The following is a 19,344-nucleotide window of genomic DNA, read 5'->3' on the forward strand; positions in this document are numbered from 1 at the left end:
TCAGAACTCAATTTAAAAAACCTGACGGAATAGCCGTCAGGTTCCTTTGAATCCTATTTTGATTTTTCAATCCATTCTTCAACATTCCAGACTTTTGTTACCCAATCTTCGTAGAAATCTGGTTCGTGGCTGACAAGCACAATCGTGCCTTTATATGCCTTCAACGCACGCTTTAACTCCGCTTTTGCAGTGATGTCAAGGTGGTTGGTAGGCTCGTCGAACAGCAGCCAATTGCTCTCGTGCATAAGCAATTTAGTCAAGCGGACTTTCGCCTGCTCTCCACCGCTCAGCTGGTTCAACGGACGGGAAATATGTTCATTCTTTAACCCGCCTCGTGCTAAAGCAGCACGGACTTGATGCTGATCCATGCCTGGGAACTCGCTCCAGACATCCTCTATCGGAGTGATGCTTCCTGCTTTGACTTCCTGTTCAAAGTAAGAAGGGAAGAGGAAGTCTCCGCGTTCGATTTTACCGCTCAACGCAGGTATTTTTCCAAGCATCGTTTTCAACAAGGTCGATTTACCGACACCATTCATTCCGACAATCGCAATCTTCTCGCCGCGCTCGATCGTAACAGACATTTTAGGAAGAAGTGGGTGAGTATATCCGATTTCAAAGTCAGTACCTTCAAATACATAACGGCTGCTCGCGCGTGATTCCTTAAACTCAAAAGTAGGTTTGATGGCTGTTTCAGGTCTGTCGATCCGTTCCATGCGGTCAAGCTGCTTCTGGCGGCTTTTTGCACGCCCTGTTGTCGAGTAGCGAGCCTTATTTTTAGCAATGAAATCTTCTTGTTTCTTGATGAATTCCTTTTGCTTTTCATAAGCGTTAATATGCTGATTCTTGTTAATCTCAGCCAACTCCAGGAATTTTTCATAGGTAGCAGTATAACGTGTCAACTTAGAAAATTCCAGCTGGAAAATGACATTTGAAACCTGGTTCATGAATTCAGTGTCATGTGAAATCAGGATAAAAGCATAAGGATAGTCCTTCAGATATCTACTCAGCCACTGGATATGCTCGACATCAAGGTAGTTGGTTGGCTCATCAAGCAGGAGAACCTTTGGTTTTTCAAGCAATAGCTTTGCAAGCAGAACTTTTGTACGCTGACCGCCGCTCAACGCAGAAACATCGCGGTCTATACCGATTGCATCCAAACCAAGACCTCGTGCAGCTTCTTCGACCTCCATATCAAGGGAGTAGAAACCTCCTGCATCTAAGGCATCCTGGATTTCGGCCATTTGTTCAAGTAATTTTTCAAGTTCTTCAGGTGAGGCATCTGCCATTTTTCCCGTAACTTCATTTAATTCTTCTTCTTTCTTAAAAAGAGGAAGAAACGCATCACGCAATACATCGCGGATTGTTTTTCCAGGTGTCAAAACTGTATGCTGGTCAAGATATCCATACTCAACACCTGGAGTCCACTCAACTTTACCGGAATCGTGTATTAACTGCCCAGTAATGATATTCATCAATGTCGACTTTCCGACACCATTCGCTCCTACAAGACCAACATGGTCTTCTGCCAGCAAACGAAAGGAAACGTCTTTAAAAAGGGTACGGTCCCCAAATGTGTGGCTTAAAATTTCTACATTCAATAAACTCATGATAAAATCCTCGCTTTAATCTATTTTAAGAATCAAATATTTAACAATCACATTTCTTAATAATACTAAAATCTCAGCTGTTAGACTAGAGTTTTCTAGGTTGGTACATATTGAAAAACATCGTTCAATGGTCATCTGTCTACACCAAGGTACCTTAATATTGGAAATAAAACCAAACTTTTGATAACAAGATCATTGGTATCGACCCATAGACACCCTGGGTTTTTAGTTTGAGAAAGTAAGTTTGCTGATAGATAGAAAGGGTAAATGATAACAAGCTAACTAACTAAGTTGAGGTGTAAAACATGGCAGTTACCAATAGTTATTTGTTTACAAAGGAAGATATGGTCAACCCCGATCTTGTGCCTGAATGGGTGATAAATGAATACAAAAATTTCAGGGAAGTTGTTACAAATCGAGAGTTTCCTTGCTATTTTGGAATGTCTGCCGAAAAAAAAGGGGAGCTCCGCTATTCATATATCAGCAGGGAGAATTGGGATCAATTGCCCGGCGCTATTGAAGAGTTCATTGCATTGTTTGATGATTCCAAACCTCTTATAAGACATGGATTGTTTGTATTCGTTGAGCCTGAAATGGAAGAAAAAACAATTGATTACTATCGTGAATACTTCTGGAATGTACTTCAGTTTCTACATGAAAATGATACGCAGCCATGGCCTGCTGATTATCCAAAAGATCCTGAACATCACTTATGGGCATTTTCGTTTGCTGGTGAACCATTTTTTGCCTTCGGAAATGCACCTGCCTATAAACAGCGGAAAACGAGGGACCTGGGCAATAGTCTTGTTCTTGGTTTTCAGCCGCGTCGAATTTTTGAGGGTCTTGAAGGAACGTCAAAGGGCGGAATTATGTCACGGGAAAAGGTAAGGGAGCGCGTTGAGAAATGGGACAACCTGCCAAAGCACCCGAATGTAAGCCATTATGCCGACCCGGATCATCGAGAATGGAAAATGTATTTTATCGGAGACGACAGCAAACCAATAGAAGGGAAATGTCCTTTTCATCATAAATAGACTTGGGGCTAAATTCTAATACTAGAATTTAGCCTTTTTTGATAAATTCGATTATTATAGAACCTTTGATGTTTAGATGAAGCTATTTATCATAGGCACGGTCGATCACTGATTGCTTAAACTGATACATTAATAATGTAAAATTATGCCTTGTTTTGCTATAATTGTATTGGGCTAGAATTTATTCAAAGAATTGACATCCACATCCCAAAATTTTTTGAAGGGAAGGATGCTATATGAAGGCTACAGGAATTGTGAGGAAAACAGATCAACTTGGCAGGGTGGTCATTCCGATGGAACTTAGGAAAAAACTGAGCATTGGTGAAAGTGATCCGCTCGAAATATTCGTTGATGAGGATATGATTATCCTCAAGAAATACCAGCCAGACCTGACTTGCCTCATAACCGGTACAATCAGCAATGATAATATGTCACTAGCAGATGGAAGAATCGTCTTAAGCAAAGAAGGAGCCGAGCACTTGATCAAAGAATTGCAAAGCTACCTGGCAACCAGCTAGACACTCATCTAAGTACAATAAATACTTCATATTAAAGTAAATTTAAAAGCAGTCCTCATATTTTTGGGACTGCTTTTCTAAACTTCATATTATAGATTTTTTCGGTAAATCGGCATGCTCATGCAACGCGGGCCACCCCGTCCTCTTGATAGCTCCGAACTCGGAATTTCAATGACTTCTACACCATTTTTACGCAACAAGTCATTCGAAACATAGTTACGGTCATAGGTAACGACCACACCTGGTGCAATCGCAAGAGTATTAGAGCCATCATTCCATTGTTCGCGGGCCGCCGCAATTTCATGCCCACCACCACAAGGAATCAGTACGAGCTCCTGTAGACCAAGGACTTCCTTTAGTGTTTGTGTCAGATTTGAGCGCTCGGAAATGTTAAGCGTGTCTGGGTCCGTGCCTTTTTCGAGAATATAGATTTTCATATTACCATTAGGGCCTTCAATTCCATGATGGATTGTGAATTTCTCATGATCAACCATTGTAAATACAGTATCAAGATGCATATAGGCTCTTAATTTAGGAATTTCAACTGCAACTACTTTTTTGATAGTGCCGTTCCTGGCAAAAATCCGTTTCGCCAATTTTTCAATCGCCTGTGCAGACGTACGTGCGCTAACCCCAATCGCAATCACCTCAGGACTGAGGACCAATTCGTCTCCGCCTTCTAATGGATAATATTCATCACGGTCATACCAATGCGGAATATCATGTTCAGAGAACCTTGGATGGTGTCTAATGATAAAGTCCATGAACAATGATTCTCTTTTTCTTGCACCTTCGCACATTCTGTTAAGAGAGACACCATTTCCGATTACAGCTGCCGGATCCCTTGTAAAATAAAGATTTGGCATTGGATCAAGAAAGAATGGGTAGTAATCATCGAGCAGCTCATGTAAATGAACTTTTTTCTCTGGCTCGATTTCTGATTTAAGAACTCCAGACATGACTTTTCGGATCATTTCATCAGTTGAAAGAGAATGAAGATACTCTTCGACTGTTTGCCTTGAGCCATTCAAGTTGCTCTTGCTTTCATTTAATACTTGATCGATGAACTGTTGATGTAATTCATCAGTTTTTAATGCTTCTTCCATTAATTTTTCCAAATAAAGAACTTCAACCCCGCGGTTTCTTAATACATCCGCGAAATAATCGTGTTCTTTCTGCACTGCCGGTAAATAGGGGATATCATCAAAAAGAAGCCGTTCCAGGTATTTAGGAGTCAGGTTTTCAACTTCCTTTCCTGGCCGGTGAAGTACTACGGATTTTAATTCACCAATTTCAGATGTTACATTCAAAGGGTATTTCATAAAAGCAGCCTCCATATTCAGTATCTATTTATATATGAAATAAGGAGGAAGTGATCATTATGTATAACTCAAAATTTCACTGCCCCCGCCAAACTGCTTGTCTGCAGACTGGCTCTCTTTTCTATACCCTAATAAAAATTTTCAAACCTATTATTACAGAGCTCCTCAAGTCTTTTTTGCATGGTGATAGGAAATCTACGTGTTCTATGACGCTTTTTATAAAATGTCATGCATTGTGCCAGAAAATAGGGGAAAATAAACAGATAAAAAAGAAAGCGTTTTCTGTCCTTCATAGATGTACAAATCAAATAAATATGATAAAGTATATTTTGTGAACACACACTAGATATGGAAAAAGGGACGAATTCATTGTCCACTCCATAAAGACAGATGTATCCATTATAATGACATGCCCAATTTGACGGCAGAAAGGGGATTTACGATGTCTAGTAAAACATTAGATCAATTTTTAAATGAGAACCTTGAGGATTTAAAAGGGAAGGGTTTATATAATGTGATCGACCCATTAGAAAGCCCTAATGGACCAATCATAACCATCAATGGGAAAGACATGGTAAACCTTTCCTCTAATAACTATCTTGGACTTGCTACTGATGAGAGATTGAAAAAGACTGCAGATGAAGCTATTGAAAAATTTGGCGTTGGTGCCGGAGCAGTACGTACAATTAACGGTACACTCAAACTGCACCTTGAACTAGAGGAAATACTGGCGAAATTCAAAAAGACTGAAGCTGCGATTGCCTACCAGTCGGGATTCATGTGCAATATGGCGGCCATTTCAGCTGTTATGGATAAAAATGATGCCATCCTGTCTGATGAGCTGAACCATGCATCCATAATCGATGGCTGCCGTTTATCCAGAGCGAAGATCATCCGCTTCAACCACTCGGATATGGAAGATCTTCGCGCAAAAGCGAAAGAAGCTAAGGAGTCAGGCCAGTACAATAAAATCATGGTCATCACCGACGGCGTGTTCTCTATGGATGGAGACATTGCAAAACTTCCGGAAATTGTCGAAATCGCAGAAGAATTCGACCTCATTACATACGTCGATGATGCGCACGGTTCTGGAGTACTGGGTGAAGGCGCTGGGACTGTTAAGCATTTCGGCCTTTCAGATAAAGTCGATTTCCAAATCGGGACACTATCAAAGGCTATTGGTGTAGTCGGAGGATACGTTGCTGGCAAACAAAATCTGATCGACTGGCTGAAAGTAAGAAGCCGTCCATTCCTATTCTCGACTTCGCTCACACCGGCTGATGTTGCTGCCAGCAAAAAGGCAATCGAAATTTTGATGGAAAGCACAGAATTGAACGAGCGTTTATGGGAGAATGCAAATTATCTGAAAGACGGTTTGCAAAAACTTGGCTTCGACATTGGCCATTCTGAGACGCCAATCACTCCATGTATCATTGGCGATGAAGTCAAGACACAGCAGTTTAGCAAAAGGCTTTACGAAGAGGGAGTATACGCAAAATCCATCGTATTTCCTACCGTACCTCGTGGAACTGGCCGTGTAAGGAATATGCCTTCAGCGGCACACACTAAGGAAATGCTGGATGAGGCACTGGCTATTTATGAAAAAGTAGGCAAGGAATTAGAGATTATTTAATTGGATATGCCGGTTTGTCGACAAGCCGGCCTATTTTTTTCAGGGATAACAGGAGGAGTACATAGAATGAAGAAAATTTTAATAACTGGCGCGCTTGGCCAGATTGGTTCTGAACTAACAGTTAAACTTCGTGACATTTACGGACAGGAAAATGTCATTGCGACGGACATCAGGAAAACTGATTCTGAAGCCGCTAACAACGGTCCATTTGAAATACTTGATGTTATGGACACAAACAAAATGGTCGAATTGGCCAAAAAATATGAAGTCGATACCATCATGCATATGGCAGCATTGCTATCTGCCACTGCTGAAACGAAGCCGGTATTTGCCTGGAACCTTAACATGGGCGGATTAATGAACGCGCTTGAAACAGCAAGAGAACTAGATTTGCAATTTTTCACACCAAGCTCCATTGGTGCATTCGGGCCTAATACGCCTAAGGACAATACCCCTCAGGACACCATCCAGCGTCCAACTACAATGTATGGTGTTAACAAAGTTGCGGGTGAGTTGCTTGCGGATTACTATTTCCACCGTTTCGGGGTAGACACAAGGGGAGTAAGATTCCCAGGATTGATTTCTTATGTGACCCCTCCAGGCGGAGGTACAACTGATTATGCGGTTGAAATTTATTATGAAGCAATCAAGAATGGGAAATACAGTTCATATATTGATAAAGGCACTTACATGGACATGATGTATATGCCAGATGCGCTAGGAGCGATCATTGACCTTATGGAAGCTGATCCTTCAAAGCTGATTCACAGAAATGCTTTCAACGTAACTGCGATGACCTTTGATCCAGAGGAACTGACAGCAGAAATTAAGAAGCATATTCCTGGATTTGAAATATCCTATAATGTCGATCCTGTACGACAGGCGATCGCGGACAGCTGGCCGAACTCCATTGATGCATCCGCTGCGGCTGAAGAGTGGGGCTTCAAGGCGAAGTATGACCTCTCAAGTATGACAGCTGACATGCTGGAAAAATTAAAGCAAAACTATAGATAAAAGGAAAAGGTGAAATCTCCATTGATTTCACCTTTTTACATAGATTAATTTATTTTTCTTTTCTACGACCTTCCCAACTATAGCCGCGTGAACGAGCCCTTTCTTTTTCAAGGCTTCCACGTAATGTCCCGCTTCACTTTCAGGAAGTGAAACAAGGAGTCCTCCTGAAGTAATTGCATCACAGAGTACTAATTGCTCTTCTGTAGATATGTCCTGATACTCCACATCGTTATCCAGCCATTTATGGTTGGATTTAGATCCTCCAGGCACAATTCCTTTTGCAGCCAATTCATATGTACCATCTAACACAGGTACATCCGATAACGAAATTTCAAAACTGACATTGCTGCCACGTGCAATCTCACTGCCATGCCCAAGCAGGCCGAACCCTGTAACATCCGTTACCGCATGTGGTGTGAAGTCTTTCAGCGCATCTGCGGCAGATTTGTTCAGTAATGCCATTGTATCGGTTACTGCCTGCTCCTGCTCCGCAGTTACTGCGCTGCGCTTGATTCCTGTTGTCAAGATCCCGACACCAATAGGTTTTGACAGAACAAGCAGGTCACCTGGTTCTGCGCCGACGTTTTTCCAGATGGCACCAGGGTGGGCAAGCCCAGTTACAGATAAACCGAATTTAGGTTCCTGGTCATCGATTGAATGCCCGCCGATGGTCACTGCGCCAGCTTCCTTCACTTTGTCACTGGCTCCTCTTAATATTTCTGCAAGCATATCTGGACCAAGCTTTTTGATAGGATATCCTACCATATTAAGAACTGTTTTAGGTTCCCCGCCCATGGCATAAACATCGCTTAGGGCATTCGCAGCTGCAATCTGGCCAAACATATATGGATCATCCACTACAGGGGTGAAATAATCAATCGTTTGGATCAGGGCTATATCGTCAGTAAGTTTATATACACCTGCATCATCGGAAGTCTCATGTCCGACAAGCAATTCAGGAACATAATCCTGCTCTGGCAATAGACGCAAAACTTGCGTCAAGTCCTCGGGACTGATTTTGCATCCTCAGCCAGCCTTTGTTGATAGTGATGTCAAACGGATTTTCTCGTGTTCACTCAACCTGATCACCTCCACAAAAAAGTATACTCTTTCTTGTTTTTAAAATCATCCTTAAGCTATTATTATTTGCACTGACAATGGCTTTACACTAAAATGACAGTAAAAACATATAAAAAAGTATTACAGGGGGATTTTGCAATGAAGAATTTTCAAGTAACCATCCAATTTTGCATGCAGTGAAATTATGCACCAAAAGCCGCGAGTTTCGCGGAAGAATTATTCACTCATTTCCGAAGCCAAATTGAGAAGATGGAGCTGATCCCAGCTTCCAAAGGAGCTTTTGAGGTAACAATAAATGGCCAGACAATATATTCGAAACTGGATACAGGTGTTTTCCCTGATTCAGACGAAATGATCAAACAAATGGAAGCAATGAATTAATGCCCTGGCAATTAGCCGGGCTTTTTTTATTGTCTATCTGGATACTTCACGTTTTAAGTGCTTTTCGTTTATCCTTAAGTTCACCGTTTTGAAAAAACTTTTAATTGGGCAATAATGATATAATTAATGAATGCACTAATGTTGTGGGGGAGATACAGTTTGAAACAGTTTTTAAGACAGCTACCTGCTGTACATGAACTACAGAAAGACTCCAGGTTTCTTGATTTGCTCAAGAAGCATGATGCGGACGCTGATCGTTTTACAGACATAATCAAAGATGTGTTAAATGATATAAGGAAAGAAATTGTTAACGAAAAATGGAATGGGCCTGAGCCTGGTACGCAACTGTTTGTTGACAAGCTATTTAATTTGCTTGATTCATCCGCAACAGAAAGATTTGACTACACACTGAAAAGGGTCATTAACGCTACAGGGACCATTTTACATACGAATCTTGGAAGGTCAAGATTGAGCGAGAATGCAGTGAAGCATGTGGTAGAAACCGCGAGGAATTATTCAAATCTTGAATATAAGCTGAAGGAAGGTGAGCGAGGGTCCCGGCACAGCCATGTTGAATCTCTTGTTAAAGAAGTCACCGGCGCTGAAGCAGCGATGGTCGTTAATAATAATGCTGCAGCTGTCTATTTAATCATGAGTGCACTTGCAAAAAACAAGGAGGTCATTGTTTCACGCGGGCAGCTTGTTGAAATCGGGGGCTCATTCCGGATTTCTTCCATTATGGAAGAAAGCGGAGCTCATTTAGTGGAAGTTGGAACAACAAATAAAACGCATTTATATGACTATGAGAATGCAATTACTGACGATACTGGGATGATCTTGAAGGTCCATACGAGTAATTTCAAAATATATGGATTCTCGAAAACTGTCGATACAGAGGAATTGGCCCAACTATCAACTAAGCACGACCAGGTTATTTTTTACGAGGATCTTGGGAGCGGTGTTCTATATGATTTTACTCGCCATGGAATCGGAGACGAACCAGTTGTAGGAGAAGTACTGAAAATGGGAGCAGATATCGTTTCATTCAGTGGGGACAAGCTTCTTGGCGGACCACAGGCTGGCATCATTGCAGGGAAGAAAGCTCTTATTGATAAGCTGAAAAAACACCAGCTGGCAAGAGTTGTTCGAGTAGATAAAATGACACTCGCGGCGTTAGAAGGTACTTTGATGGATTATCTAAGGGGTGAGCAGGGCTTACTCCATATCCCGACAATAAGGGACTTGCTTGTTCCTCTTGAGGAACTGAGAGCCAGGACCGAACGTTTTGCCCAGGAGATCAATTCTTTAGAAAGTGGTCTTAATGCGGTTGTGACTGAAGGAACTAGCCAAGTAGGCGGAGGGACGATGCCAGATGTCCAGCTTCCAACTTATCTTGTCTCAATAAGTCATCAGGAGGTCAGCGCTGAACATATAGCCAGAAAGCTCCGAACGGAATATTCCCCGGCAATCGTTGTCAGGATACAAAAGGAAGAGGTTAATGTTGATCTTCGGACCGTTACAGCAGAGGAAGAAAAATCTCTTTTGAATGCTTTTGAACAAATTTAAACGTAAGGGCTGCCTATACATGGCTGCCCTTACATTTTTTGCGGTTTACCTGCGCCATGGCGCTTTGAACTTTTTTACATATCGTGATGTGAGTTATGTTTTTGGCGAGTATGGTTACGGTTTTTTACTTTTTTTGATCCGCTTAATGGAGCAGGCTGGCTGTCTTGATCGCCCTTTGGAGCATTCTTGCGCATATCTTTGGAATCATTTTTGTTCATTGCTCATCCCTCCTGACTTTAGGATTAGATTTTCCACCGAATTTATACTGAATAAATTACTTATAACTGAGCAATTTAACGGTATAGATTTAATACACCAGGAGGAAATCACATATGCCTTATCATAAAGATAAACAGCAAGCTTTTCAGGCAGCACAGCAAGGATTCGAAGACGCACAAGGATTGTATTCGGAAATTGTTCGGGACAGCGCGAGCTACGGACACCAGCTAAAACATCTCAAAAATGAGGTGAATGAAGCATTCCAGCAAATCGAAAATGCCCTTGAAAACGCATCTGAACACCAACGGGCGCAGCTTGAAAGGTTCCAGCAGGATTTGCGTAGCATTGTAACTGAGGTAAATATGGAATAACAGGAAAAGCGGAAGGGAGGCCTTCCGCTTTTTGTTTCTTACTGATTCTTTTTCCGTTTTTTATTGTTTTGCTTTTCCATTTCGGATAATGGCTCGTTTGCCATTTCCTCGTTATAGCCTGCACCATTGCCTTGGGCTTTTGCAGCATTCGCTCCAGGGATGACATGATTTGCTTTTCTTTTTACCACAGAATTCACCTCCATCTGCCATATTTTTTCCCACAACGTATTACACAATCCAGCTTTATCATTTTTGTGAAATAGTTTTTGTTCTTATCAGCTTAGAAATGGGAAGAAATTTTTCTTTAATAAAATCTCATTAAGATGGTTTTAAATCATGTTTAAAATTTTTATAATAAGAAAAACTTATCAAGCACAATAACTTTCTTGTTATTTACTTATATACAAGGTTATATTAATATGAAATTGTGAGAAAAGTTAGGATGACCAACAAAATTCAAACTTTTCGACAATTACCTATAATTAGTTTATGATGTTTACGTAAAAGAAGGGGGTAAACATATGTCAAACCAAGATGTTTTTAACGCCCGCAGTTCATTTGAAGTTGACGGGAAACGCTATCATTACTATAGCCTGGCAGCATTAGAAAAGGCTGGAATCGGCAATGTATCAAAACTGCCTTACTCAGTGAAGGTATTGCTTGAATCCGTTCTTCGCCAGCATGATGGCTTTGTAATCACAAAAGAGCACGTTGAAAATCTAGCTAAATGGGGAACTAGCGAAGTTAAAGAAGTGGATGTGCCTTTCAAGCCTTCACGTGTAATTCTCCAGGACTTCACTGGTGTACCAGCAGTCGTTGACCTTGCTTCACTTAGAAAAGCAATGGCTGACATGGGTGGAGACCCGCAAAAAATCAATCCTGAAAAGCCGGTTGATCTAGTAATTGACCACTCTGTACAGGTTGATAAATACGGAACTCCGGACGCACTTAATGTAAATATGGAACTTGAATTCGAACGTAATGCTGAACGTTACCAGTTCTTGAGCTGGGCACAGAAAGCATTCGATAACTACCGTGCTGTTCCACCGGCAACGGGCATCGTACACCAGGTTAACCTTGAGTACCTTGCAAGCGTTGTCCACGCTGTCAAAAATGCAGATGGTGAATTTGAAACTTTCCCGGATTCATTGGTAGGAACTGACTCTCATACTACAATGATCAACGGTATTGGTGTTCTTGGATGGGGCGTAGGCGGTATCGAAGCAGAAGCTGGAATGCTTGGCCAGCCTTCATACTTCCCAGTACCAGAAGTAGTAGGTGTTAAATTAGTAGGAGATATGCCGAACGGCGCTACTGCAACTGACCTTGCACTTAAAGTGACTCAGGTTCTTCGCAGCAAAGGCGTTGTTGGTAAATTCGTCGAGTTCTTCGGACCTGGCGTAGTCACACTTCCACTTGCTGACCGTGCGACAGTTGCCAACATGGCACCAGAATACGGCGCAACTTGCGGATTCTTCCCAGTTGACGGAGAAGCATTGGATTACATGCGTTTAACTGGACGTACAGAAGATCACATTAAAGTGGTTGAGGCATACTGCAAGGAGAACGGACTATTCTTCGATCCTGCATTAGAGCCAGTTTATACTGATGTTGTAGAAATCAACCTTTCAGAAATTGAAGCTAACCTTTCCGGCCCTAAGCGTCCACAGGACTTGATTCCGCTTTCAGAAATGCAGAAGTCCTTCAAGGAAGCATTGACTGCTCCAGCAGGAAATCAGGGATTCGGCTTAGACAAGAAAGAAATCGAAAAAGAAGCTGTTGTTGAGTTTGCTAATGGCGACAAAACAACAATGAAGACTGGTGCAATTGCCATTGCGGCGATCACTAGCTGTACAAATACATCTAACCCATACGTACTAGTAGGTGCAGGTCTTGTTGCTAAGAAAGCAGTTGAGCTTGGAATGGAAGTTCCTAAGTTCGTTAAGACTTCATTGGCACCAGGATCAAAGGTTGTAACTGGATACCTTCGTGATTCTGAATTGCTTCCTTACCTTGAAACTCTTGGTTTCAACCTTGTAGGTTATGGATGTACGACATGTATCGGTAACTCAGGTCCATTAAAGCCTGAAATTGAAAAGTCTGTTGCTGAAAGCGACCTTCTTGTTACTTCTGTTCTTTCCGGTAACCGTAACTTTGAAGGACGTATTCACCCGCTTGTAAAAGCAAACTACCTGGCTTCACCGCCATTGGTTGTTGCTTATGCTCTGGCAGGAACTGTGGATATCGACCTGCAAAACGATCCAATCGGCAAAGACAAAGACGGCAACGATGTATTCTTCAAGGATATCTGGCCATCAACTGCAGAAGTGAACGAAGTTGTTCACCGCGTAGTTACACCAGAGCTTTTCCGCAGAGAATACGAAACAGTATTTACTGATAATGAGAAGTGGAACGAAATTCAAACAAACAGTGATCCACTTTATACATTTGATGAAGATTCAACTTATATCGCAAACCCACCATTCTTTGAAGGTTTAACTCCAGAGGCTGGGGAAGTTGCTCCATTGAACAGCCTTCGTATTGTCGGCAAGTTCGGTGATTCTGTTACAACTGACCATATTTCGCCTGCAGGTGCGATCGGCAAAGATACACCAGCTGGGAAATACCTGCGTGAAAAGGGTGTAGAACCTCGCGACTTCAACTCATACGGTTCACGCCGTGGTAACCACGAAGTCATGATGCGCGGAACATTCGCAAACATCCGTATCAAGAACCAAATCGCTCCTGGCACAGAAGGCGGCTTCACAACTTACTGGCCAACGAACGAAGTCATGTCTATCTTTGATGCTTGCATGAAGTACAAAGAGCAGGGCACTGGTCTAATGGTTATCGCAGGCAAAGATTACGGAATGGGATCTTCCCGTGACTGGGCTGCAAAGGGTACCAACCTATTAGGAATCAAGACTGTTATCGCTGAAAGCTTCGAGCGTATTCACCGTTCAAACCTTGTATTGATGGGCGTACTGCCACTTCAATTCAAAGCTGGTGAAAACGCAGAAACTCTTGGCCTGACAGGAAGAGAATCTTTCGATGTCCAAATTGATGAGAAAGTTCGCCCACGCGACATCATCACTGTGACAGCTACTGATGAAGATGGCAACAAGAAGACTTTCGAAGCTCTTGTACGTTTCGATTCAGAAGTCGAAATCGACTACTACCGTCACGGCGGAATCCTGCAAATGGTTCTTCGTGATAAGTTAAAAGCGTAATATAATACACGGAACCCTCTGGTCATTTATGTGGACCAGGGGGTTTTTATTTTTTTCGGGATAAAACCTGTGGTAATTCCAGTTTAATTTGAACTGTTTTTCGGTTGGTGGAGAGAATGGCTTCCATAAGGGGATCTTTCTGCGTAAATGGTACCCTTATGAGGAAGAGATAGCTTGCATAAGGGTATCTTTCTGCGTGAACGGTACCCTTATGAGGAGGGAAGTGCTTGCATAAGGGTATGAAACTGCGTGAACGGTACCCTTATGAGGGAGGAATGACTTGCATAAGGGTAAGATACTGCGTGAACGGTACCCTTATGAGGGAGGAAAGGCATGCATAAGGGTATGATACTGTCTGAACGGTACACTTATGAGGGAGGAAGTGCTTGCATAAGGGTATGATAAAGCCTGAACGGTACCCTTATGAGGAGGGAAGTGCTTGCATAAGGGTATGAAACTGCGTGAACGGTACCCTTATGAGGGAGGAAGTGCTTGCATAAGGGTATGAAACTGCCTGAATGGTACCCTTATGAGGGAGGAAGTGCTTGCATAAGGGTATGAAACTGCGTGAACGGTACCCTTATGAGGGAGGAATGACTTGCATAAGGGTAAGATACTGCGTGAACGGTACCCTTATGAGGAGGGAAGTGCTTGCATAAGGGTATGAAACTACATGAACGGTACCCTTATGAGGGAGGGACTGCTTGCATAAGGGTACGATACTGCCTGAAGGGTACCCTTATGAGGGAGGAAGTGCTTGCATAAGGGTATGAAACTGCGTGAACGGTATCCTTATGAGGGAGGAATGACTTGCATAAGGTAAGATACTGCCTGAACGGTACCCTTATGAGGAGGGAAGTGCTTGCATAAGGGTATCGCTAAATCCGCATGAATGCTGGCTCAATCCTCTTAGTCTTTCACTTTTTAACCTTGTTCACTCTCTTTGTTCACAAGTCTTACAAAATTCGCGAAAACTTCCAATGTATCGACAACTTCTCCTATTGATATTTGCTGGCAAAAAGGTATGTTTAAGATAGATGGAACATAAGGAGTGTTATCTATGGGCCTAGTATCAATAGTTGCAAGAGAGGATTTCATTTCATTGGTTACTGATTTGGGTATTCATCAGGTGATCGATGAAATTAGGTTTAAAGAATTAATACCAGATACAGCCTTCATTGCTTTCTCTAGTGATGAGGAATATGCCATGATGGTCGCAAGCACAGCTGAAACTCTCGTTAATCAGGGATGCAGTCTTAAAGAACTGGCTGAATCAATCCAGTCATCAATCAATAATCCCATGCTCATGGTAGATAGACAGCCCTTTGAAGCAGTGGTCGCAGGATACTCTCAAAGCGGAGAAGCTCAGTATCATGTCATCTCGAATATAAAGCCTCTAGAATCCTATTACCCTCGTACTGGTGAGAGTCTCTACTATGTAAACGGTCATGAATCGATGCTTGTACTTGAGAAGTCCTTGAAGATGTATGGCATGGGAACAGTTGACCAGGCCCAGGCTGCACAAATCCATCTGTTGCAGGAAGCTTCAAAGTTCATTCCAAACGTTCATACAAACGCATCCTCATATATTCTAAAAAAAGCAAATTAAAACCGCCCCTGTTTTAGAGTGCCTTATCTATGACATAAAAATGGCGTGTCAACTGACAATCAGTTTTGACACGCCATTTTTATGTTTTATTTTTTTTGCGTACCCAAATAAAAACAATCTCATTCACCAGCCTTAACGATTTCAGCAGGTTTTGGTTAGGAAAACAAGGGAATTATCGTTAATATCATTTTTTAAAATTGTTTATATTTGGGTTTAAAAATACCTCTTCTATAGGAAAGCCCCAGACAACGTAAACGATTGCATTTTTTTCATTATGTCTCATCCTTTTTCTTTTTGCAGATAAAACAGAAGCAGTTGCTGTGGTGACGTCAAGCGACATAGGATGGTTTCTTTTATTAGGGATCGTGGGTGCAGGAATTTCATTTATATTTTATGTAATTGGCATTCGCAGGACTGCCCCTACAACTGCTTCAATGGTTGCTATGGTAGAGCCGGTGACAGCTTCATTATTTGGCGTACTGATTATCGGAGATCATTTAACATCCATTCAACTTATCGGCATGATGGTCATCTTGGTTACGATCACTGTTCTTAGTGTGAAGCAGTCCGACTAAGTAAGCTTATCCACTCGAATAGATAAAGGCTGGCACAATAAAAGAAAAATGGCGTGGACAATTTCCACGCCCATTCTCTATGGCATTTTTGCCGTATGCCCACCCAAAACTAAATAGCTTTGAGATTTTTCTAGGCTTTTGAATGTATTAAAGGGCATACTGAAGCACGAAATTACCAAGGAACAGCAATGCAATCATATAAAGTGCTGGCTGGATTTCTCGTCCTTTTCCCATCAGCAGCTTTAAGAGTGGGTAAAGGATAAAACCAATCGCCATGCCATCCGCAATGCTGTAGGTTAATGGAATCAATACAATAATCAGAAGTGCTGGAAAGCTTTCTAGTAAATCATCAAGCTTAATGTTTGTGATATTCTGAAGCATCAATATTCCTATTAAGATCAATACCGGTGAAACTGCACTTTCTGGAACTATTTTTATAACAGGAATTAAAACGATGGAAGCCAGGAACAGGACACCTGTAGTAATACTTGTTAAACCAGTTCTGCCGCCAGCCGCTATCCCAGCAGCACTTTCTACAGATGATACTGTTGGGCTCGTGCCGAAAATACCAGCAGTGGCAACCGAAATCGAATTAGCTTGAAGTGCCTTCTTACTTTTTTGAGTCTGGTTAAGCATTTTTGTATGGCCATGGATCAAACCGATGTTTTCAAAAATGACGACCATTGCCAGAGAAAAGGCTGTCAGCCAGAAAATAAAATTACCTGCCTGGGCAAATGACAACTGACCAAAGACAGATGTATACTCACCAATTGCCGGCATGCTCCACGAAATTCCGCCACTTCCGAAGTCACCGAAAAGAAGGGAAAGTACAGAAGTAAACACTATGCTCAGCAATAGATTGCCTGGAATGTTTTTAATAAATAACACAACTGTGACGATTAGACCATTCAATGTGATAAGTGCTGTTGAGCTGCTTAGATCCCCGATTTCTAACAGGGTATGCTCTGAGCTTGTAATAATCCCGCTATTATCGAACCCAATTAAAATCAATAGTATTCCTATACCGACTGTAATTGCTTCCTTCAATGAGTCAGGAATGGATGCAATGATTGTTTTTGCCAGCGGGGTGAAGGCTAAAACCATGAACAGGATTCCCGATACAAAAACCATTGCAAGAGCTTCTTGCCATGTGAAACCGCCGGACTGCACGATTGTATAGGTAAACATCGCATTTAATCCCATACCCGGAATCACTAGAATCGGGGTGTTACTCCAAAATCCCATGAGCAAACAGCCCGCAAACACTGTGAGGATTGTAGCGATGATTCCTGCTTCGAGTGGGATGCCTGCTGCTGCTAATATTGTTGCGTTGACAATGATGATGTATACAACTGTTATATAGGAAATAAGACCTGCAGATAACTCTCTTCCAAACGTTGTACCATGTGCCTGTAATTGAAATAATTTATCCATTTGTTCTCCTCTCTCTTTTACAGATAAATTTTTTCCGTTTTGAAACGAATGAAAATATCGTACCATAGACTGTAGCTATATTTAAAATATATAATTTATATTAAAATCATATCTTTTTTAAATAGAAGGAGTTTTTATGGATATTAGACAGATGCGATATTTCATCGCAATTGCCGAAGAAAAGAATATAACATCTGCAGCACATAGACTTCATATGTCACAGCCGCCGTTAAGCCTTCAATTAAAACAAATGGAAGAAGAACTAGGAGTGATGCTGGTTGAACGGCATGGAAAAAAGCTTGAATTGACTGATAAGGGTCAGCTGCTATATAGACATGCGCTAAACATTGTCCACGCATTTGAGGAAGTGAAAAATGAACTTCAAGAGACGGATGAAGGGAGGAAGGGGAATTTATCAGTTGGCATCAACACACTATCTGTGCCCGAATTTCCCGAATGGCTGGAAGCATTTCACTCATCCTTTCCGCTTGTCTATTTACGGATTGTCCAAAATGATTCTGCCTACTTGGCTGAACTGGTAAAAAATCGAACAATTGAACTGGGACTGGTCAGGCTGCCATTAGCTAATCAAGATCTTAACTACCTTCCTTTATACAATGAATCATTTGTTTTCGTTTGCAGGCAAAATGGGAAAGACGAGATATCAATAGAAGAAATAAGCAAATATCCGTTAATTCTACCATCAACAGAGGGACTTGGAAGCTACAATATAATCCATGAGGCTTTTACAAAAGCACAGCTTCCGCTTCAGGTCATATGTGAATGCTCAGATATGAATGTGCTGATGCAAATGGTTTCCTCAGGGATTGGTTCAACAATAGTTCCTGAATCTGTTTTTCAATCATACGGACACTCAAATCTTTTCACGCGGAATATTTCAGATGCCGAGATGGTATCATCTGTTGGGTTAATCTGGTTAAAGCAGCATCACCTTTCCAGACCGGCAAGGAATTTCATTGGATTGGTCAAGCAAAGACTAGGGTTATCCAATAATGGTGATGAATAGAATAGCTTTATAAATCTAATAATAACCCCAAATTCTGTTGGAGAAAGGAAGGTGTCCTGCTTTGAATCTTTTTGAAGTGATGAAGGATGCTTTCGGTCCTTTTATGGACGGGGACAAAAAGCCATTGCATGTCGGAGAAGTAATGAATCTATGGTTTTATCTACATGGTACTGAACAAACCCTTAGATACGATCAACACGCATACAATTTAGCCCAGGACCCTGAACTCAAAGAAAAGATCGTAGATATCATCGAAAATGTACACAGACCAATGATCAAGGAATTGACACAGTTTTTCAAGGATGAAGGAATTCCACTCCCTGATGTCGGAGCAGAAAAAGTCGTAGGTGAATTCAAGGCACTTCCTGAAGGGGCAAGGATGAATGATGAGGAAATCGCCAATTTGATCGCATACAATCTCGTAGTAGGAATCACTTCAGCAACAAGGGGAATTACTGAATCTGTCCGATCGGATGTTGGTTACTTATTTGCAAAATACCATATGATGAAAATCACCTTTTCCTTGACACTTAAAACGCTTATGCAGGAAAAGGGCTGGCTAAGGGTACCACCATACTATATTACAGGTAAAGAGTAAAAGCAGCGTCAATGGCGCTGCTTTTTGAATGTGTCGATTACATAATATTGGGTGAAAAATGACTGTAAATATTATTTTCATTTGCTCTGTGGCTTATAATTGATAAAATGATATGTAGTTTCAGAA

General features: G+C 41.6%; 17 protein-coding genes and 1 pseudogene. 12 read left to right on the plus strand and 6 right to left on the minus strand.

What is annotated here, in order from left to right; genetic code table 11:
* Positions 1–53: 53 nt before the first annotated feature.
* Positions 54–1,607 carry an ABC-F family ATP-binding cassette domain-containing protein gene (locus tag ACH0QE_RS16155; protein ID WP_415801606.1) on the minus strand — a complete coding sequence of 518 codons (1,554 nt, stop codon included), beginning with the start codon at positions 1,605–1,607 and terminating at the stop codon, positions 54–56.
* Between the two features lie 305 nt (positions 1,608–1,912).
* Between ACH0QE_RS16155 and ACH0QE_RS16160 the strand changes: the two genes are divergently transcribed.
* Positions 1,913–2,641 carry a YqcI/YcgG family protein gene (locus tag ACH0QE_RS16160; RefSeq protein ID WP_415801607.1) on the plus strand — a complete coding sequence of 243 codons (729 nt, stop codon included), beginning with the start codon at positions 1,913–1,915 and terminating at the stop codon, positions 2,639–2,641.
* Between the two features lie 236 nt (positions 2,642–2,877).
* The gene (locus ACH0QE_RS16165; RefSeq protein ID WP_415801608.1) at positions 2,878–3,159 is read left to right on the plus strand and encodes an AbrB/MazE/SpoVT family DNA-binding domain-containing protein; all 282 of its coding nucleotides are present in this window, start codon (positions 2,878–2,880) and stop codon (positions 3,157–3,159) included.
* Between the two features lie 89 nt (positions 3,160–3,248).
* Here the strand turns inward: ACH0QE_RS16165 and arcA are convergent, their stop codons facing one another.
* On the minus strand, positions 3,249–4,481 hold the full coding sequence (arcA, locus tag ACH0QE_RS16170; RefSeq protein WP_415801609.1) for an arginine deiminase: 1,233 nt from the start codon (positions 4,479–4,481) through the stop codon (positions 3,249–3,251).
* A gap of 442 nt (positions 4,482–4,923) precedes the next feature.
* Between arcA and ACH0QE_RS16175 the strand changes: the two genes are divergently transcribed.
* Positions 4,924–6,114, plus strand: a complete 1,191-nt coding sequence (locus ACH0QE_RS16175; protein WP_415801610.1) for a glycine C-acetyltransferase — start codon at positions 4,924–4,926, stop codon at positions 6,112–6,114.
* Positions 6,115–6,180: 66 nt separating this feature from the next.
* On the plus strand, positions 6,181–7,128 hold the full coding sequence (locus ACH0QE_RS16180) for an L-threonine 3-dehydrogenase (RefSeq protein WP_415801611.1): 948 nt from the start codon (positions 6,181–6,183) through the stop codon (positions 7,126–7,128).
* Positions 7,129–7,155: 27 nt separating this feature from the next.
* On the opposite strand, the gene selD is transcribed toward ACH0QE_RS16180, so the two are convergent.
* Complete coding sequence (gene selD / locus ACH0QE_RS16185; protein ID WP_415801612.1) at positions 7,156–8,208, minus strand: selenide, water dikinase SelD; 1,053 nt, start codon at positions 8,206–8,208, stop codon at positions 7,156–7,158.
* Between the two features lie 192 nt (positions 8,209–8,400).
* Here selD and ACH0QE_RS16190 point away from each other — a divergent pair.
* Positions 8,401–8,589, plus strand: a pseudogene (locus ACH0QE_RS16190) (Rdx family protein); the annotation flags it as partial.
* A gap of 159 nt (positions 8,590–8,748) precedes the next feature.
* A complete protein-coding gene (selA, locus tag ACH0QE_RS16195; protein ID WP_415801613.1) occupies positions 8,749–10,155 on the plus strand; it encodes an L-seryl-tRNA(Sec) selenium transferase in 1,407 nt (468 codons plus the stop codon).
* Between the two features lie 74 nt (positions 10,156–10,229).
* Here selA and ACH0QE_RS16200 read toward each other — a convergent pair whose 3' ends face one another.
* Complete coding sequence (locus ACH0QE_RS16200; RefSeq protein ID WP_023614207.1) at positions 10,230–10,373, minus strand: small acid-soluble spore protein P; 144 nt, start codon at positions 10,371–10,373, stop codon at positions 10,230–10,232.
* Positions 10,374–10,487: 114 nt separating this feature from the next.
* On the opposite strand from ACH0QE_RS16200, the gene ACH0QE_RS16205 reads away from it, so the two are divergent.
* Positions 10,488–10,745: a hypothetical protein gene (locus tag ACH0QE_RS16205; RefSeq protein WP_041964970.1), complete on the plus strand. Its 258-nt coding sequence runs from the start codon at positions 10,488–10,490 to the stop codon at positions 10,743–10,745.
* A 38-nt stretch (positions 10,746–10,783) separates the two neighbouring features.
* Here the strand turns inward: ACH0QE_RS16205 and sspO are convergent, their stop codons facing one another.
* On the minus strand, positions 10,784–10,933 hold the full coding sequence (gene sspO / locus ACH0QE_RS16210; protein WP_415801614.1) for a small acid-soluble spore protein O: 150 nt from the start codon (positions 10,931–10,933) through the stop codon (positions 10,784–10,786).
* A 333-nt stretch (positions 10,934–11,266) separates the two neighbouring features.
* Here sspO and acnA point away from each other — a divergent pair, with 333 nt between their 5' ends.
* The 3 genes from acnA to ACH0QE_RS16225 all read left to right on the plus strand — a co-directional run bounded on the left by acnA (position 11,267) and on the right by ACH0QE_RS16225 (position 16,159).
* On the plus strand, positions 11,267–13,975 hold the full coding sequence (gene acnA, locus ACH0QE_RS16215) for an aconitate hydratase AcnA (protein ID WP_415801615.1): 2,709 nt from the start codon (positions 11,267–11,269) through the stop codon (positions 13,973–13,975).
* A gap of 1,060 nt (positions 13,976–15,035) precedes the next feature.
* A complete protein-coding gene (locus tag ACH0QE_RS16220; protein WP_415801616.1) occupies positions 15,036–15,584 on the plus strand; it encodes a hypothetical protein in 549 nt (182 codons plus the stop codon).
* Positions 15,585–15,841: 257 nt separating this feature from the next.
* Positions 15,842–16,159 carry an EamA family transporter gene (locus ACH0QE_RS16225; RefSeq protein WP_415801625.1) on the plus strand — a complete coding sequence of 106 codons (318 nt, stop codon included), beginning with the start codon at positions 15,842–15,844 and terminating at the stop codon, positions 16,157–16,159.
* Positions 16,160–16,306: 147 nt separating this feature from the next.
* Here ACH0QE_RS16225 and ACH0QE_RS16230 read toward each other — a convergent pair whose 3' ends face one another.
* Positions 16,307–17,593 carry an NCS2 family permease gene (locus tag ACH0QE_RS16230; RefSeq protein WP_415801617.1) on the minus strand — a complete coding sequence of 429 codons (1,287 nt, stop codon included), beginning with the start codon at positions 17,591–17,593 and terminating at the stop codon, positions 16,307–16,309.
* Positions 17,594–17,729: 136 nt separating this feature from the next.
* Between ACH0QE_RS16230 and ACH0QE_RS16235 the strand changes: the two genes are divergently transcribed.
* Positions 17,730–18,620 (plus strand): LysR family transcriptional regulator, encoded by an 891-nt coding sequence (locus ACH0QE_RS16235; RefSeq protein WP_415801618.1) that lies wholly within the window; start codon positions 17,730–17,732, stop codon positions 18,618–18,620.
* A 61-nt stretch (positions 18,621–18,681) separates the two neighbouring features.
* Positions 18,682–19,218 (plus strand): DUF3231 family protein, encoded by a 537-nt coding sequence (locus ACH0QE_RS16240; protein WP_415801620.1) that lies wholly within the window; start codon positions 18,682–18,684, stop codon positions 19,216–19,218.
* The last annotated feature ends 126 nt before the right edge of the window (positions 19,219–19,344 follow it).

Origin of the sequence: Mesobacillus sp. (assembly GCF_047739415.1) — a bacterium.
Taxonomy (GTDB): Bacteria; Bacillota; Bacilli; order Bacillales; family Cytobacillaceae; genus Mesobacillus.

Coding starts and splice junctions, on each gene's coding strand:
- ACH0QE_RS16155 (WP_415801606.1), bottom strand. CDS start 1,607: ATGAGTTTATTGAATGTAGAAATTTTAAGCCACACATTTGGGGACCGT.
- ACH0QE_RS16160 (WP_415801607.1), top strand. CDS start 1,913: ATGGCAGTTACCAATAGTTATTTGTTTACAAAGGAAGATATGGTCAAC.
- ACH0QE_RS16165 (WP_415801608.1), top strand. CDS start 2,878: ATGAAGGCTACAGGAATTGTGAGGAAAACAGATCAACTTGGCAGGGTG.
- arcA (WP_415801609.1), bottom strand. CDS start 4,481: ATGAAATACCCTTTGAATGTAACATCTGAAATTGGTGAATTAAAATCC.
- ACH0QE_RS16175 (WP_415801610.1), top strand. CDS start 4,924: ATGTCTAGTAAAACATTAGATCAATTTTTAAATGAGAACCTTGAGGAT.
- ACH0QE_RS16180 (WP_415801611.1), top strand. CDS start 6,181: ATGAAGAAAATTTTAATAACTGGCGCGCTTGGCCAGATTGGTTCTGAA.
- ACH0QE_RS16200 (WP_023614207.1), bottom strand. CDS start 10,373: ATGAACAAAAATGATTCCAAAGATATGCGCAAGAATGCTCCAAAGGGC.
- ACH0QE_RS16205 (WP_041964970.1), top strand. CDS start 10,488: ATGCCTTATCATAAAGATAAACAGCAAGCTTTTCAGGCAGCACAGCAA.
- acnA (WP_415801615.1), top strand. CDS start 11,267: ATGTCAAACCAAGATGTTTTTAACGCCCGCAGTTCATTTGAAGTTGAC.
- ACH0QE_RS16220 (WP_415801616.1), top strand. CDS start 15,036: ATGGGCCTAGTATCAATAGTTGCAAGAGAGGATTTCATTTCATTGGTT.
- ACH0QE_RS16230 (WP_415801617.1), bottom strand. CDS start 17,593: ATGGATAAATTATTTCAATTACAGGCACATGGTACAACGTTTGGAAGA.
- ACH0QE_RS16235 (WP_415801618.1), top strand. CDS start 17,730: ATGGATATTAGACAGATGCGATATTTCATCGCAATTGCCGAAGAAAAG.